At 46.6% G+C, this 17,958-nt stretch carries 10 protein-coding genes; 8 read left to right on the forward strand and 2 right to left on the reverse strand.

Features of this window, described 5'->3' with window-relative positions:
* Window position 1: 1 nt before the first annotated feature.
* Entirely contained in the window at window positions 2-2,989 is a 2,988-nt protein-coding gene (locus ACT89M_RS12815) for a Na+/H+ antiporter subunit A (protein ID WP_487345268.1), read from the reverse strand.
* Between the two features lie 275 nt (window positions 2,990-3,264).
* On the opposite strand from ACT89M_RS12815, the gene ACT89M_RS12820 reads away from it, so the two are divergent.
* Together ACT89M_RS12820 and ACT89M_RS12825 are read left to right on the forward strand one after the other, a co-directional pair.
* A complete protein-coding gene (locus ACT89M_RS12820; RefSeq protein ID WP_487345269.1) occupies window positions 3,265-4,905 on the forward strand; it encodes a diguanylate cyclase domain-containing protein in 1,641 nt (546 codons plus the stop codon).
* 90 nt (window positions 4,906-4,995) lie between these two features.
* Window positions 4,996-5,520, forward strand: a complete 525-nt coding sequence (locus tag ACT89M_RS12825) for a hypothetical protein (RefSeq protein WP_154958773.1) — start codon at window positions 4,996-4,998, stop codon at window positions 5,518-5,520.
* Window positions 5,521-5,641: 121 nt separating this feature from the next.
* Here the strand turns inward: ACT89M_RS12825 and ACT89M_RS12830 are convergent, their stop codons facing one another.
* The gene (locus tag ACT89M_RS12830) at window positions 5,642-6,490 is read right to left on the reverse strand and encodes a GGDEF domain-containing protein (protein ID WP_338119248.1); all 849 of its coding nucleotides are present in this window, start codon (window positions 6,488-6,490) and stop codon (window positions 5,642-5,644) included.
* A gap of 442 nt (window positions 6,491-6,932) precedes the next feature.
* Here ACT89M_RS12830 and ACT89M_RS12835 point away from each other — a divergent pair, with 442 nt between their 5' ends.
* From ACT89M_RS12835 to ACT89M_RS12860, 6 genes are all read left to right on the forward strand, one after another.
* The gene (locus tag ACT89M_RS12835) at window positions 6,933-13,706 is read left to right on the forward strand and encodes a DUF7507 domain-containing protein (protein ID WP_487345270.1); all 6,774 of its coding nucleotides are present in this window, start codon (window positions 6,933-6,935) and stop codon (window positions 13,704-13,706) included.
* A complete protein-coding gene (locus tag ACT89M_RS12840; RefSeq protein ID WP_487345271.1) occupies window positions 13,703-15,415 on the forward strand; it encodes a hypothetical protein in 1,713 nt (570 codons plus the stop codon). The genes ACT89M_RS12835 and ACT89M_RS12840 overlap by 4 nt, the downstream gene beginning before the upstream one ends.
* A 161-nt stretch (window positions 15,416-15,576) precedes the next feature.
* A complete protein-coding gene (locus ACT89M_RS12845; RefSeq protein WP_090920584.1) occupies window positions 15,577-15,834 on the forward strand; it encodes a YolD-like family protein in 258 nt (85 codons plus the stop codon).
* A 104-nt stretch (window positions 15,835-15,938) separates the two neighbouring features.
* Complete coding sequence (locus ACT89M_RS12850; RefSeq protein ID WP_017688846.1) at window positions 15,939-16,058, forward strand: hypothetical protein; 120 nt, start codon at window positions 15,939-15,941, stop codon at window positions 16,056-16,058.
* Window positions 16,059-16,224: 166 nt separating this feature from the next.
* Entirely contained in the window at window positions 16,225-16,728 is a 504-nt protein-coding gene (locus ACT89M_RS12855) for a ferritin (RefSeq protein WP_090920581.1), read from the forward strand.
* Between the two features lie 447 nt (window positions 16,729-17,175).
* A complete protein-coding gene (locus ACT89M_RS12860) occupies window positions 17,176-17,919 on the forward strand; it encodes a polysaccharide deacetylase family protein (RefSeq protein WP_487345272.1) in 744 nt (247 codons plus the stop codon).
* Window positions 17,920-17,958 lie beyond the last annotated feature (39 nt).

Consider the following 17,958-nt stretch of genomic DNA (forward strand, 5'->3'; position numbering starts at 1 on the left):
ATCAACGATCCTCCCCGATCTGTAAAATGATAGTCATGGTGACGCCGAGCACAGCGAGGTATACGCCTAGGTCAAACAGCATGGCTGTAGCAAGCTCTGTTTCGCCCAGCAGGGGTAGTTCGAAATATCCGAATGTCTGACTGAGAAATGGGACACCGAACAGGAATGAACCTGCACCAGTAAGCAAAGCTATGGCTAAACCAATGGCTGTCAAACTTCGAAAATCGATGGGCAGCGCTTTGCGTATCGTATCCGTACTGAAGGCCAGAGCGATTAGTACGAGGGCTGCAGCTGTGACGAGTCCACCGATGAAACCACCGCCAGGATTATGATGCCCGGCAAAGAACAGATGCATGGAGAAGGTTAAAATGATAAACACAACCACTTTCGTTGTGGTTTGCAACAAAACATCATTACTTTGCAAAGGAACCGTGTCCCAGGACAATGTACTACGCTCGCGGTTTCCGTATTTTTTGGTGTTGTCCGCTTCATCGTCAAGCTCGGGTTCTTCGTCCTTTTTCTCCTCATTTTTACGGAATTTCAATCGGGCTCCAAGATCCTTCGCTTCGAGATTCAGGTTGATCATGGAGTAGATGGACAATGAGGCTACGCCAAGAACCATAATTTCAAGTAATGTATCATAACCGCGGAAATCCACCAGCAATACGTTTACGACATTTTTACCACCCGCGGAACTGTAAGCTTCCTGAAGAAAGAAAGCCGAGATGCTATCCAAGGATACTGTGCCGCTTGCAGCGAGTGCGACGAATGTCATCACAACGCCAACGGAAACAGCTACAATGGCATTCACCGTGAGATAGCGGGAGCTGGACTTGCCACGTTGTAACTCGGGCAGATGGTAGAAGCAGAGCAGGAACAATGCGACGGAGACCGTCTCTACAATCATCTGCGTCAGCGCAAGATCGGGTGCCCGGAACAAGACAAACAGCAGTGTAACCAGGTAGCCGACAGCTCCGGTCATAATGACAGCAGATAATCGGTTTTTCGCAAAAGGAATGGAGATGGCGGCTGCAATCAGCGTGACCAGCAACACGACTTCATAGAATGAGTAGGGTGCATTATCCTGCACATGCCAGGTAATATTTTCACCAGACCGGAAGAAGGCGTAAACGAGTAGCGCAACGGTAAATGAGAATATATAAACCAGATAATTGCGGACGGAGCCGTTCATATAAGCTTCTGTCCACTTCTGTGCATAGTGCTGTACATTGTCTAAAACAACATGATACATATTGTTAATCGTTAATCCCTGTGGATAATGCTCATAAATATTCCTCCATCGTGGCAGTAACTTGTATAACATGACCCCCAGCACAATAACGCCGATAGTCATGAACAATTCGGGAGTCCAGCCATGCCATAAGGAGAAATGTACATCAAAGCGTTCATCCCCATTCAGAAGGGAAGGGAGAACGGCAGCCATTGCCGGTTCGATCAATGACCCGGACAGTAGATCCGGAAAGAGTCCAAAACCGATGACCAGCGCGCCTAGAACGATCGGTGGGATGAGCAAGCCGATAGGCGCTTCATGTAATTTCTCGGCAGGTAACTCACTTCGGCTACGACCGAGGAATGTTTTGAACACAAAAATCAGGGCATAGATCAATGTGAAAACGCTGGCAAGCCACGCGATGACAGGTAGGAGAATACTCCAGGAGCCCATTCCAAAGATACGAAGATCTGTAATCTGTACCATCGCTTGAAAGAACAATTCCTTACTAAGGAATCCGTTAAAGGGCGGAATACCTGCCATAGCTAGTGAACCGATCAGCGCCAGGCTGAATGTGACAGGCATGAATGCTGCCAGCCCGCCAAGCTTGCGAATATCTCGTGTACCTGTCTCATGATCGACAATGCCGGCGACCATAAACAAAGCAGCTTTGAAGGTACCGTGGTTGAATAAATGGAGCAGTGCAGCAGTTATCGCTACGGTGTACATGGCAGAGGACTCGCCATATCCGAAATAGAGAGCAGCAGATCCGATCCCGAAGAGGGACATGATCAGACCGAGCTGTGAAATGGTGGAATACGCAAGAATGGCCTTGAGATCATTTTTTTTCACTGCTAAAAATGATCCGTACCCCAGTGTGAGCAGTCCAACGCCAGTTACAAGCCAGAACCAGAGTCCCTGCCCGCCGAAGATCGGTGTGAAACGGGCAACTACATACAACCCGGCTTTGACCATGGTAGCGGAGTGCAGATACGCACTGACTGGAGTTGGAGCTTCCATAGCGTCAGGCAGCCAGATGTGGAACGGGAATTGTGCCGATTTGGTGAACGCTCCAATCAGAATAAGAACGAGAGCCGGCAAGAATAGTGGGCTGTCCTGAATATGTCCCCACTCGGTAATGGTTGCACGGATGCTGAACGTACCTGTCATCAGGTACATCAACATGAATCCGGCAAGCATGGCGAATCCACCAAAAACCGTAATCAGGAACGATTTTTGTGCACCTGATGTGGAAGCTTTACGCTTGTAATGAAAGGCAATTAACAAAAATGACGTAATGCTGGTGAGTTCCCAGAATCCATACAGCACGATCATATTATCAGATAATACGACGCCAAGCATGGCGCCCATAAACATTAACAAGTAGAGATAGAACCGGTTTAACGCCTCTGTTTTGCTCATATAAAAGATGGAATAAAAGACAACAAGCACGCCTATTCCGCTGATCAGCAACGTTAACAGTAGACTTAGTCCGTCCAAATATAGATTAAATCCGATGTCCAGGGACGGAATCCAGGGAATCTGTCCGGATACCGGGTGACGCTGGGACACGACAGAAATCTGGCTTGCAAAATAAACAAATAATGATGCCGGTACGACGAGTACCAGCCATCCCAGATGAATTTTACGGATTAGTCTGTGTAGCAAGGCTAGAACGATGCCAGCTACAAAAGGCAAAATAACAGCAATGTGAAGCAGGCTCAAATAATTACACCCCCAATGTTTTTTTCTCGTCATTCTCTCTGTGACATACAGGCGCAATCCTTTAAGGATATGCTTGCTCTCTCTATTCATAACCCAAGTTTGTATATACAGAATCGTGACTATTCTTTGAATGGAAGAAACTCGGTTGTGATTTCGGGTAAATTTTGTATGGGTGCATATATTAAAAATGCAAACTAAAATACCGATATAATTCAAAATAAGTGAGAGCTATTTCTTATCATTTTGCAGCGCAGAGCTGTGGATGATTGAGATTGTAAGAGCGGTTCACCGTATGTGCAGGAGGAATTATGTCATTTAAACTTAGAACGGTGCTCACCGTCATTTTCGCTGTGTTATCTCTGTTTGTTATCTTAACCATTGGATATGTTTTCAGCCAAAAATCATTTGATGCGGTGGAAACCGAAATTGGGCACTCTCTGGAAAGCACGGCTCTACAGACCGTGGACAAGCTGGATCGTTTCATGTACTCTCGTTCTGGTGAAATGAATCTTCTGGGCAACATGGCATCTATGAATGATGAATTTAATCACAAGGATATTCAAATGCTGTTGGATCAGCTGCAAAATAGTTTCCCCTCTTTTTCATGGGTTGGATTCATGGATCCAAAAGGAAAAGTGCTAGCCGCTACAGACGGAATACTTTTAGGCGAAGATTTATCGGAGCGGCCTGTGTACCAGGAAGGAATCAAGGGTAAATTTATTGGAGACGTACATAATGCGGTGCTGCTCGCCAAACTATTGCCTAATCCATCGGGAGAGCCATTGCAATTTGTAGATATCAGCTTCCCGCTTAAGGATAGTGATGGACAGATTCGTGGTGTATTAGCAGCACATCTCAGTTGGGCGTGGGCCAAAGAAGTCGAGGCTTCCGTACTCGTTCCCTTACAACGTGAGGAGAAGGATATTGAATTCTTTATCGTTAGCAAAAAAGAGCACACTGTGCTTCTCGGCCCCAAAGAGTGGGTAGGTAAACCCCTTGCACTAGAAGAGATTGAAAATCATCGGAACAGTAAAAGCAGCTGGTCCACTGAAAAGTGGCCGGATGGCAAGGAATATGTTACCGGTTTAGCCTATAGCCAGGGATATAAAGATTATCCGGGACTGGGTTGGACCATTATCATCCGTCAGGGTAAATCAGCAGCTTTTTCCTCCGTTGTTGATCTGATGTGGTTTAACATCGGTGCGGGCATCGTTGTGATGCTTTTGTTTGCGCCGATTGGGTGGCTTCTCTCCAGACTCATCTCGGCTCCACTGGTTCGATTAACCCGTGTTGCAGATCGTCTTGGTGCAGGAGAAAATATTGACATCCCCGAGACCAAAGGGCTGAAGGAAATTGAGGCATTGTCACGGTCACTACGAAACATGGTTTCTTCGATCATGAATAAAGACTCGGAACTGGTTGTGATGCAGAATCTTGCACATTATGATCAGCTGACCGGATTGAAGAACCGCACAGCGCTAGAGACGTATCTTGAGGAAACTCTGGAGATGGAGAGCGAGGATCATACGTTAACTTTTCTCTATCTGGATCTGGACGGTTTCAAAAGTGTGAACGATTCGCTGGGACATCAGACGGGGGATGTTTTACTGCAAAAAGTTGCTCAGCGACTTACAGCCCTAAGTCATGAGGATGGTATAACGGTTCGGCTTGGCGGTGATGAATTCCTGATTGTACTTCGCTCAGCCTTGGATGATCCGCGGCAGGAAGCGATGGAGTATGCGCAAGATATTATTCAAACTCTGAACAAACCATTCATTATTGAGTATGAGCGAGTTCATATTGGATGCAGTATTGGAGGAGCGGAGTATCCGACAAATAGCAACAATCCGAGTGAGATTATTCGAATGGCAGACGAGGCACTTTACAGATCCAAACGTGCCGGCAAGAACAGAGTCACATTTTATTCCGAGTTGGAAAACGAGGGTTAGCATATAATAGTACTATGAAGTGGGGAGTCACTTGAGCATTAAGGCAGGTGTGCATGGACAGTGAGGTAATTGAGAAGGGAGGTGGGGCGCTTGTCTGGAAAATATGCAAACGTACCCTTTGGCTATGAGCCTGTTCAGCCTAGTCGCAAGGGCACGTTGATCTTTTACGATTCGTTTGAGAGCGTAACGAACGAACAGCTTGAGCGTGCAGCAACGATTATGAATGCAAGAGCTTTCAAGCAGCTAGTGCTTTACCCATTACATGAAAGCACGGTAAAACGAATGAGCCGAGACGCGGTACAATCCTTTTACAAGAGAGAGGATCGTCTTCACGAATGGCGGCGTGATCACGCATCTGCACCAATCCGGGTAGAAGGACTAGAGGGGAAGCGCAAAAAGTATACCCCGATTGATACAGCCTTAAGGCATATTCAAGCGGAATACCCGTCACCTCTTTTTCTGTATATGACTTTAGAAATGGCTAATCAATGGGCATCCTTTGACTCCTTTACCGATTGGATCAAGGAACTTCGCCTCATTATTGACGGTCAGTCTGACGAGGTCCATCCAAGGCTGGAGCAATATCGCCATCGCTGGGAGTGGGCAACAGAATAAAGAAAGAACCACAGTTCAAAAAAACAGGCAGATTCGTATGAAAACAAAAAAAGTTGTGTGGTGATCCGTTTGACCGGGTGTACACCACACAACTTTTTTCAATTTACTTTCTCATTAATCATCATGCTGGAACGAGTGAGGTTACGGTTTTATTTTTACCAGTACGTTTGGCAGCATACAGGCAAGCATCCACATCTTCAAACAACTTATCTTTACTCAAATCAAGGTTGTATCCTTTGAGGCCGATACTTACGGTGATGGAAGCACCCCCAAGTTCCAGATGGCCCATTAATGAAATTTTTTGCCGGATAAGCTCAACCAGATCATAAGCTTGTTCAAAGGATTGTTCGAACATTAACAAAGCGAATTCTTCACCGCCATACCGCGCAGCAATGTCACTAGCCGTGATGCTCTCCTGAATGATCAAGGACACCTTTTCCAAAATGATGTCGCCCACACGATGACCATACGTATCATTGATCACTTTAAAATCATCAATATCGATCAGCGCCAAATGCAGACTCATCCCGAGATTGGCGTACTCAAATGCCTTCTCATAATAATCTTTGAACGAGCTCTGATTGTAAAGATTCGTTAACCCGTCTGTTTTAGACTGTTTTGCAATGATGGCATTTCTGACGATAAGGTCTTCCTTGGCGTTCATGCTTGTCTGCAAATCGTCCAGTACTTCGATGCCGGTAGTCACAATGATTTGTGCCACATAGGTGGCCAGGATCAGAAATATCGGAATGGAAACCATGTCAAAGGAGCTAAGATATGCACGATACACCGGGTCAAGTAGTAGAAGACCATATCCTGCCACTTGTAATGAAAAAATGAACCAAACGCGTTTGCTGTCATAAAACAACACAGAGGCAAAGATCGGTAAAAGACATATGGCTGGCATAATTCGAATGTCGTAATTAACATGAATAATGGTCCAGGCAATTACTGTACTGGTTATGGACATTGTAGTGAACGAACAGGAAGGAAATTTTCGATCCATATAACTGGTGAGCAAAATACAAAAAACAGCTAAAACTGTGGGCCAAAATAAAACGTTTACGATGAAATCCAGGGGGGCGCGATCATATTTCAAAAAAAGATAACAACCAATCTGAACTAAAAAATGTACAATAACAACGACCCAATAAGCATGAAGCATTTTACGTAACCATTTGGAATGCTTGATCTCATACTCTCTTGGAATATGTCTGCTATGTTCTGCTGAACTGTTCATAAATCACCGCTGACTGCATCAAAATGATACGACAGATTGCTCTCGTATAAGTAGATTATAAGATAGAATCAGCAAAACGCAAGGGATAAAATTTTAAACATGATAATAAACCTTACATAATAATCCATAGAATATCCAAACTTTCGGAAGTGGACATACAAATTCCCTTACTTTGAATCATAGACTGATAACAGGCTCTGTTGCAGAATTCCCATTTTCCGCTGAAGGGGAGGTGAAATCCATTCCTCTTGTCGTTCGTTCAACTGTCAACGCTACAGGTGCAATTACGTTCACGGGCAATACACTTGGACTAAGCCGTTCTGAAACGGCAGGAGTGCCAGGGACGCAAGACAGTATCGGAGGATTTACAACGATTAATACGGCTTCCACTTATGGAACGTACCCGGCAGGTACAACCAGTCTGTACCAAAGCAACAGCTCAGCAGCGATTCTGGTTCTGCCTGCGGGAAGTACTGTTCTTTATGCGGAGTTGATCTGGGGCGGGAGTTATATTAACGGGACGGTTAACCTCAGTTCGGCAATCAATAACCCGGTTACGTTTACTACCCCTGCGGGCACATCCAGTGTTACGCCTGACCCGGCCACATATAATCAGTTCGACCTTGGCAACAACGCAGCGGGGTATGTCCGATCGGCTAACGTGACCACCCTTGTACAAAATGGGGGAGCAGGTACATATGTCACCGGGGGAGTCGTAGGAACGATTGTAATCACCAATGATGCTACAGCGAATCATGCAGGCTGGACGCTGGGCGTTATTTATCAAAATGGAAATCTACCTTTTCGTAACATGTCTTTACGTGCGGGAGGAGTACTGGTTCAAGCTAGTTCGGCACCGGTTGTTACGACGCTTACTGGTTTTGCAACACCCATCTCAGGAGCTTTGGGGGGCAGGGCGCTCTTCAGTGCACAGGAAGGGGATGCGAACCGCACAGGAGATCAGGCGTTATTTGGAGCGACATCCGCAACTTCAGTTGCATTGTCCGGGCCCAACAATCTAGCGGCCAATTTTTTTGCGTCACAAATTAATGGGGATTCGGGTGCCCTGAATACGACAGGTACCTTTGGAACTCGCAACCAGATTAATGGAGCACCCGGGACCAATATTGTCGGGGGACGTCAGGGCTGGGATATTACCAATGTGGATGTGTCCGCAAGGCTGATTAACAATCAGTCTTCAGCTGTCTTGACACTTACCACATCAGGGGATGCGTACATCGTGAATGGTAACGCCATTCAGGTCGATATTAACGCACCGCGGATTACTGTCGCGAAGTCATTTATAGCAACGGGCGCAGTTGCCGGAGATACAGTCACGTATACAGCGACCATTACGAATGGTGGCTCGGCTAGTGCAGCCAGTGTGGTTCTGTCGGATACGCTGCCTGTCGGTTTAACCTTTGTACCTGGAAGCATTACGGTAGGAGGTGTCTCAAGGCCAACACTGGATGTGACATCAGGTATACCATTAGGCTCTTTGGCGCTCAATAGCAGTGTTGTCGTTACTTACCGAGCTCAGATTACAAACGATACAAGCACTTTACAACTCGTCAATTCCGCAAATGCCGCATTTACTTTTCAGAGTGTTGCTGGTGGTCCGGTGATTAGTGGGGTTATTCCTTCCAATAATTCAACGCTTCCTGTATATTCACCGAATCTCTCTATCGTAAAATCAGCGAATACCACGAATGCAACGGTAGGGGATCAGGTAACCTATACGCTTCAGGTGACGAATGGAGGAAATGTAGGAGCAAGTGTGACGATTGCTGATAATATCCCAGCTGGCAGTTCCTATGTAGCTGGTAGTTTCCGTGTCAATGGAACGGTGGTGGCAGGAGCCAATCCTGCTGCAGGTGTCAATTTGGGTACACTGGCTGCAGGGAGCGTGACAACCATTACGTTTCAAGTGCTGGTGACCAACCTGCCAACACCGCCCACATTGGTTGATCAGGCGACTGCTTCGTATTCGTTTAACTCACCAGACGGAAGAACCATCACGGGCTCAGCGGCATCAAACACACTAACCATCCCGGTAACTCTGCCGAATGTGACGGTTCTCAAAACAGCAACGGTTACGGATGTTGCTGTCGGAGAGACCTTCACGTATTCAGTGGTCACGACCAACGGGGGCATACAGCCGATCACGAATGCAATATTGTCAGATAGTCTTCCAACAGGGCTGAACTTTGTCCCTGGAAGCGTCACGGTTCGGGGTACAAGTGTGCCGTCAGCTAACCCCGCCAGCGGAATCGCTTTAGGAACATTAAATGCAGCGACCTCCGCAACGGTGACTTTTCAGGTAAGTGTGCAGTCCGTACCAGCAGGAGGATCACTTCTTAATCGGGCCTCTGTGTCTTACAGTTCAGGAACATTTACAGGCATTTCAAATTCTAATTCAATAACCACACCTGTGTATCAGCCTGTGATTAACATTGTGAAATCGGCAAGTCAGACCAACGCAACACAGGGAGATCAGCTTGCTTATACACTCGTTGTCAGCAATACAGGAAATATTGCGGCTCAAGTCAATGTGACAGATACAATTCCGGCAGGCCTTACATTTGTGCCGGATTCAGTAACGGTTAACGGCACAGCTAGACCAGGAACAAGTCCGCTAACGGGGATTACACTGGGAAGCATTTTGCCTGGAGGAAGCGCAACCGTGATATTTCGTGCCACATTGACTAGCATTCCTTCTCCACCTGTATTAGAAAATCAAGGGTCTGCTACTTACACATATCAGCTTCCAAGTGGCCGAAATCTATCTGGCAGTTCCAGTTCCAATGTCGTCCGTATCCCTGCTTCCGCGCCTAATATCACCTTATCGAAAACAGTAAACACCACAGACGGCACAGTTGGAGATGCTCTCACATACAGGGTTGTTATCACAAACGCTGGTGGGGCTACTGTACAAAATCTGGTACTCTCCGACACACCTTCATCCGGCTCCGAATTCATAGCGGGAACGGTTACAGTGAACGGAGTGGTGCAAAGTAATGCCAGTCCTGTCGCAGGTATCGCCTTAGGGACTTTGAGCACTTCCGCGAGTGTTACAGTGACGTACCAGACTAGAATTACTGCTGTTCCGCCGTCAGGTGTCGTGAGCAACAGGGCAAGTGCCGCCTTTACTTCAGGCAGCTTTAACGGTGTGTCTTCATCTGTAACGGTGAACACCCCCGTCTATCAACCGGTCATTCAAGTGTTGAAGTCAGCAAGTACGTCAAGTCTGACGGTGGGAGACACATTCAACTACAATGTTCAAATTACCAATACCGGCAATATCCCGGCAGTCGTTACCCTGACCGATCCGGTTCCTGCCGGGGCCATATTTGTGACAAACAGTGTTTTGATTAATGGAAACCCGTCACCAGGTGTGAGTCCGAATACAGGAATCAGCCTGGGAACACTGGCTGCTGGAGCGTCCGTAACGCTGTCTTTTCTGTCCACCGTCACAAGTCTGCCCGATCCAAGGCAGTTAATTAACCAGGCAGTTGCCTCATACAGCTTTACACTGCCAAGTGGAAGAGTTATTGCTGGCTTTGTTCCATCCAATACGGTGACGATTCCGGTCTCTTTGCCTAACGTCAGCATCGTTAAAACGGATAACGCTGATTATGCCGTGTCCGGAGATGTGATCCGTTATACTTCTGTGATTCGAAATAATGGAACCACTGCTGTGAATAACGTCATTTTTATCGATCCATTGCCTTCGAACACCCCATTTATATCCGGAAGTGTCCTGGTGAACGGCATTGCTTCACCGCTCTCCAATCCGACCGCCGGCATCCCAATCGGTACTTTGGCCCCGGGAGCTGAAGTTACCGTAACTTTTGAGGTGAGGATAACTATGCCGATCCCTTCCCAGATTAACAATCAGTCGACGGTCAGCTTTACTTCCGGCTCTTTCTCGGGTTCATCATCTTCCAATACAACACAGACCCCTGTCATACAGCCGCAAATTGCACTAGTCAAAACGGCAAACACCATCAATGCAACCGTGGGAGATACTGTTGTTTATACGATAACGGTGAGCAATACCGGAAATCTGCAAGCAAATGTTACCGTAACGGATACGATCCCGGCAGCGACAACCCTTGTGCCCAATAGTGTTGTTGTCTCGGGTGTACCGCAGCCGGGAGTTACGCCAGGCGCTGGCATTCCGGTAGGCGTTGTAGCGGCAGGGGCAACAGCCATTGTAACGTTTGCGGTTGTTGTGGATACTTTGCCATCTCCGCAACAACTTAGTAACTTTGCTTCATCGACGTTTACATTTACGCCGCCTGACGGTCGAACGTTGACAGGAACGGCAACGTCCAACACACTTACTTTTCCGGTTTCATCGCCTAACGTAAGTGTAGTTAAAAGCACGGTATCTACCGCTGCAACCGTGGGAGATACCATTGTTTATTCCGTATTGGTGACTAATAGCGGTATTGCACCTGTCAACAGTGTGCAGTTCTCTGACCCGATTCCGTCTGGTGCTTCATTTGTTCCAGGCACTGTAACGATAAATGGTGTGGCACAACCCGCAGCAAGTCCGTCAGGTGGAATACCGCTAGGTACCCTTGCACCAGGCGGAACGGTAACCGTTACATTTAGCGTCATTGTTAACGGAATTCCTACGAATAATCAGTTGAGTAATCGGTCAACGGTTACGTTCACTTCCGGAACATTCTCGGGTACAACGTTCTCGAATACCGTCTTAACTCCGGTATTCCAGCCCGTATTAGTCGCTCAGAAAACAGCCAGTACTCAGAATGCCACCGTAGGTGATACGGTCAGTTATACGATTAGTGTGAATAATCAGGGGAATTATGGAGCGCAGATTAACCTGACCGATAATTTGCCAGCAGGTACAGTGCTTGTGCCGAACAGTGTTATCGTCAATGGTCAGCCACTGCCAGCTGCCAGTCCGACAACGGGTATTCCTGCCGGGGCGGTTGCAGCCGGTGCGACAACGACGATTACTTTTTCGGTTGTCATAGACACACTTCCAAGCCCGCAACAACTTGTGAATCAGGCTTCAGTTGCTTTATCGTTCACCTTGCCAGATGGGAGAACTATCAACAGATCCGTGCTCTCTAATGTACTGACAATCCCGGTGTCGGCTCCTGACGTAAATGTTGTCAAATCCACCACTTCCACAGCCGCTTCTGTGGGGGATATCGTAACCTACAGCATTGCAGTGACCAACAATGGAATTGCCAATGTCAGCAATGTCATATTTACCGATGCTTTGCCTGCAAGTACAGTACTCGCGCCTAGCGGTGTATTTGTGGATGGAGTGCTACGACCCAATGCAAATCCTTCCACAGGCATTACTTTGGGTTCCATTGCACCTGGAGCTACCGTAACCGTTGTATTTAGTGTAAGTGTGACAAGTCTGCCTTCACCGGCAATATTGAACAATCAATCAACGGTAAGTTTTACCTCAGGAGCATTCTCAGCGACTACGTTTTCCAACACGGTATCAACCCCGGTATATCAGCCTATTTTGGCTGCAGTTAGAACAGGGGATCAAGCTATTGCCACGGTGGGGGATACGGTAATCTATAGCATTGCTGTCACAAATACCGGAAACTATGGTGCTTCTGTGACACTGACCGATACCATTCCTGCCGGTACAGAGTTTGTGCCGAACAGTGTCGTAATTAATGGGGCATCGGCGCCTGGCGCTGACCCTGCTTCTGGAATTTCACTTGGTGTGGTCTCCACTACGACCATCGTCACTTTTTCAATCGTCATCACAACGCTACCCGTAAGTCAGTCCATTACAAATCAGGCGTCAGCAACCTTTACGTATACGTTACCGGATGGAAGAACACTTGGGGGAAGTATTACTTCGAACGCTCTGATTATTCAAGTCTCTGCACCGAATGTCACTGTTGTGAAAACAACAACATCTACAGATGCCGTCGTAGGCGACACCATTGTTTATGAGATGGTTGTGACCAACAGTGGTATAGACCCGGTCAACAATATCGTCCTGACAGACCCGATCGATCCGGCGACCACTTTTGTTACGGGAAGTGTGCTGGTTAACGGCATACCTCGTGCTTCGGCGAACCCGGCACTTGGCATTGCACTCGGTACGCTGGCTCCTGGGGAGTCGGTTGCGGTATCCTACGCGGTCCGTGTTAACTCACTTCCGACGCCGCCGCAAGTCAGCAGCCAGTCTTCCGTAAGTTTTACATCAGGTGTGTTCTCCGGAGCAGCGTATTCCAATACGGTTGTTACTCCAATCTATCAGCCCATTATTGCCGTTTCCAAAACAGCAAGCACATCCAACGCTACGGTTGGTGACGACATCGTGTATTCATTTACAATTAACAACAGCGGTAACCTTGTTGCCAACCTTACATTAACAGATAACATTCCAACTGGTGCGGTGCTTCTCCCGAACAGTGTTCTGATCGATGGTGTTCCGCAGCCGGGGGCTAATCCCGAAACGGGTATCGTCGTAGGCAACATCCCCCCTGGTGGCTCTGTAAACGTTACGGTCACCCTGGGCGTAACGGTCGATTCGTTGCCTCAAAATCAGCAGTTGAGCAACCAAGCAGTCGCAAATTATACGTTTAGTCCGCCAGACGGACGCGTACTATCGGGAACGGTATCATCCAATGTACTTATCATTCCTGTATCAGCTCCAAATGTAGTTGTTGCCAAGAGCACTAGTGCGATTGATGCTGTCGTTGGTGATGTAATCACGTATACGGTAGTGGTGACCAATAGTGGCATCGAAACGGTGAATAACGTGGTTATGGTCGACCCGGTACCTGTCGGTACTGTATTTGTGCCGGGGAGCGTTGTCGTGAACGGTGTGGCGAGACCGACGGGTAATCCGAATACGGGTATAACTTTAGGTTCCATTGCTGCTGGAGCTTCTACTACAGTTACATTCAATGTAGAGGTTGTGGTGATATGAGCGAAATTCCAGGTACGTTGTCCCACTGGTTAAAGAATCAGTCCCTGGTTCGATTCAGCTCGGGTACGACTGAACTGGAACAGGTGGCTTATTCCAACACCGTTGTGACACCATGGATCGGCCCCAGGCTTAAGGTAAGCAAACAATGCAATGTAACGACAGCAGCCTTGGGCCAATCTCTGACTTATCAGATTGAGATTGTAAACACGGGAAACCGCACGGCAATTGTCCGTGTGGTAGACCCGCTCTCTCAGGAAACCTCGCTTCTGCCGAACAGCGTGCTGAGGGATGGCATCCCGTTGCCGGGAGTGTCACCCACGCAGGGATTACCTCCGGCAGAAATAGCACCTGGTGCAGTGCTGACCTATCATTTTCAAGTCGTTATTGTGCGAGTGCCTGAGAATCTCACGTTATTGAACCAGGCGGAAGTGAAATATGAGTTTGTCACAACAGACAACAGAACGGTTAACGGGACGGAAAAGTCCAACGTTGTTGAAGTTCGTATCGAAACATCGCGGCTCGAAGTAAGTTTGCAAGTGGACCGAAGCAACACGTTTGCTGGAGATATCTTGATGTATACGGTGCTGGTGAGCAATCCGGGGTTTGCCGCAGCGACTGATGCCGTATTAACAGTGAGGTTACCCCAAGGTGCCATCTTTATCCCGGCAAGTGTGACGATTAACGATATGTTCGCACCACAAGTCACACCGGATGCTGGAATTGATCTTGGTAATATCGGGCCAGGAAGTGTGGTTCGAGTGCAGTATCGAGTACAGGTAACTGTAACTCAGGCGACAGGTTCACAAGCGCCGGATCAATTATCAAGTGAAGCTGTCTTAAGATACATTACTGCAGGGAAACAAGAAGTAGTATATTCCAATGTGGTCACACTGATTATTGTTGAACCTCAAATTTCTGTTGTCAAAACGGTCTCTCCTGTAATAACGACATCAGGAGATACGGCGCAATATCATATCACCGTGTCCAACCAAAGCAATTATGCGGTGGATGCCAAACTACAGGATGTTTTGCCTGCGGCGCTAGTCTTTGTTGAAGGTAGTCTCAGCTGGAATGGAGTCAAACGTCCAGGTTCGAACCCGAATACAGGGATAAACTTGGGCACATTAACTGCCCGCTCCGAGCTACATATTCAATTTGAAGCTCAGGTGGAGAACGAAGTGGCCGGGGCAGTGATTTCCACGCAACACAGTTATGTGAATCGCGCCGTATTACTATACACATTCCGCTTGCCGGATTCTCGTAGAGTTCAACGCAGACTTATCTCAAATGAAGCTGTTCTGGAGGTCAGATTGCCTGTCATTCAGGTTCATGTGGAGGTATTTCCCCCTATTGTTGAGCAGGGAGGCACGGTCACTTTCAACGTAAGTGTCAGTAATACGGGTTCGTTGCCTGCACGCGTGCAGTTGGGCAATATTCTGCCTCAGGGAGCTAAATGGGTGGGGCAGGAGAGTGGTCCGATGCAGTTAAATGTCCCCGAATATTCGACTCCAAGGTATCTTCACATTGGTGAGCTCGGCGCAGGATCGGTAAAAGAGTTTGCTTATCTTGTGCAACTTGCTCCTGAACAAACGGGTGTTCTGCAAGGGACCTTGACGGCCCTATACACGTATGAGTGGAATGCACAACGACGCTCGGGAGAGACTAGATCGAACGAATACACCATACTGGTTGAAGCTCAAGATGAGTAAAAGATGATGGGAACGGAATACAAGTTAAATATATACGAAGGAATCGACCGAAAAAAAGGTGTTATGGCATTACACACACGTAAATGAATGGTATACTAATTGAATACGCACTCGGCAAGCAACCGTGGAATCGGGACGTCGTAGTAGAGGAGGTAGCTGTTTTGGCCAAAGCAAAAGTCGCAAAAAGACCCACACGGGATGAGTTCGAACTGGAGGAATTAGGGAATCAACTTGTGGAGGCTTTTCATGAGCGCTCAGAAGTGTTATTGACCGTCTGGGGTAAGGAGGAGCAGGTACAGGGTATTATTGTAAAAATGGACTCCCGTACACGCCTTGTACATGTTGAGCATACGGAAGAAGAATTCACGGCGAAGGTGCCTTTTATGGATATCATGCAGGTACAGTCGCCACGGTACTGATTCAAAATGAATTCAAACGAATTTTAACAATGGGGCATTCGCCCTGTCAAAGTTTTGTTCTCTGCATAAGATAACCCATACCTGTTGCAGAGGAGGTACAATCAATGAGCGAAGTTTTAGGTGGAGAAACAAGAGGTTACGGCTATGGTGGTTTCACTTCTGTAGGCGCGATTCTGGTTCTGTTCATCCTGTTGGTAATCATCTCCAAAGCGTTCTTGGTATAATCATTTTTATAAAAATGATAAAAGAAAGCTCTGCCGTCATGGCAGAGCTTTTTTATTATTATGTTCCGTGAATTCGTCCTTTGACGAATAATGTAGAAAATCGGATGCAAGCTACTTTCGTGTTGTGTTAAAATGAAAACATTCCCACAGAAAGAGGTGTTTTTTCATGAGTCAAGAACTGACAGCGTCTTTAAACGAGCAGATGAACTTCGAGTTTTACTCTGCTCATGTATACATGGCGATGGCTGCGTATTGTTCCAGTAAAAGCCTGGATGGATTCGCTAATTTTTTCCTCGTACAAGCGGAAGAAGAACGTTTCCATGGCATGAAAATTTATAAATTTCTGAATGACCGCGGACATCGTGCTACACTGGCTGCGATGCCTGAACCGAAAAACGAATACAACTCCATGCTGGATGTGTTTGAACACGGTTATGCACACGAACAGCAAAACACGAAGAAATTTTATGCGCTGGCAGATATCGCGCTGAATGAGCGTGAACACGCAACCATGTATTTCTTGAAATGGTTCATCGATGAACAGGTTGAAGAGGAAGCTTTGTTTGATAACATCATTCAGAAGCTGCGCCGCATTGAGAATGACAGCAACGCCTTCTACATGCTGGATGCAGAGTTCAGCAAACGTTCATTTACGGCTCCTGCGGAGTAAGCAGAGCTAAACATCAAAGCGTATATTCGTAACATTACATACCGTATAGCCTACTACTGTATCCCTAGAAGGAGTACCAAGTCATTTTATAAAATGGTCAGTGCTTCACTCAGGTTGTGGTGTATACGGAAGAAAGCTTGCATTCGTGCAAGCTTTTTTGCTGTGTTCAATCCTCCTAAATTCATTATAAGTCTATCAGAATATAAAAATAGGGTAATAAATAATATGTCAACATTGATCTATGGATACAGATGCTAGGTTGGAGATCAAATCTATCAAAATCGTTTTAATTTTTAAGTTTATCTGACAAAAGTGTAACTCATCCGTAGCCTTTGAAGCGAGAAGAGTGAAAGGTGTCTCTGATACTATTAAAATTAATCGCCAAGGGATACGAGTTAAGAGGATACACACACCCGGGTAAAAACACACACAAGGGAGACTATTATTATGCTACAACTTCGTAAATCATTCGTTGCTACACTTGCTATTTTACTTCTGTTTCCGTTGTTATTGTCGCCACAGTCTGCATCGGCCACAGCGTCATCCGCCGATAAATCAAACTCTAAGGCCAGTACGAAAATTTTATATCTGACTTTTGATGATGGCCCTACAGCACATACCGATCAACTTCTCGATATTTTGGATCAATATAAAGTTAAAGCTACCTTTTTCATGCTCGGGCCTCATATGGAGCAATATCAGAAAGCAACGAAGCGTATTGTCAAAGAAGGACATGGACTTGGATTGCATGGTGTAACCCATGTGCCAAGCAAATTTTATAAAAATGCTTACAGCGGATTGAAAGAAATGCAACAAGCCAATAAAAGCTTGAATAAGGTTGCAGGTGTTAAAACGAGTCTTGTACGCACGCCCTATGGCAGTAAACCTTATTTGAAACCTGCTTATCGTAACGTGCTTCTAGCGCAGGGAGGATTTCATCTGTGGGATTGGAATGTTGACTCACTCGACTGGAAATACAAAAAGGATCATCAGAAAGTTTACAACAACGTCATGCAGCAAGTTCACAACGTCCACAAAAATGGTACCACGCCTGTAGTACTTATGCATGATCAGGAGGCTACGTTGAAAGTATTGCCTCAAGTATTGAAAACATTGAAGGCGGAAGGATATCAATTCGAAATTTTAACCAAAAATGTGCAACCGGTGAATTTCTGGAATGACAAGCGCTGAGAACAGGTTACTTGAAACGAAAAACTAAAAACTGGGCCG

Source organism: Paenibacillus sp. NN59 (assembly GCF_057597225.1).

Bases quoted from the DNA above. Each gene is read 5' to 3' on its own strand.
- ACT89M_RS12815 (WP_487345268.1), bottom strand. From the start codon at position 2,989: ATGACGAGAAAAAAACATTGGGGGTGTAATTATTTGAGCCTGCTTCAC.
- ACT89M_RS12820 (WP_487345269.1), top strand. From the start codon at position 3,265: ATGTCATTTAAACTTAGAACGGTGCTCACCGTCATTTTCGCTGTGTTA.
- ACT89M_RS12830 (WP_338119248.1), bottom strand. From the start codon at position 6,490: ATGTCCATAACCAGTACAGTAATTGCCTGGACCATTATTCATGTTAAT.
- ACT89M_RS12840 (WP_487345271.1), top strand. From the start codon at position 13,703: ATGAGCGAAATTCCAGGTACGTTGTCCCACTGGTTAAAGAATCAGTCC.
- ACT89M_RS12850 (WP_017688846.1), top strand. From the start codon at position 15,939: ATGAGCGAAGTTTTAGGTGGAGAAACAAGAGGTTACGGCTATGGTGGT.
- ACT89M_RS12855 (WP_090920581.1), top strand. From the start codon at position 16,225: ATGAGTCAAGAACTGACAGCGTCTTTAAACGAGCAGATGAACTTCGAG.
- ACT89M_RS12860 (WP_487345272.1), top strand. From the start codon at position 17,176: ATGCTACAACTTCGTAAATCATTCGTTGCTACACTTGCTATTTTACTT.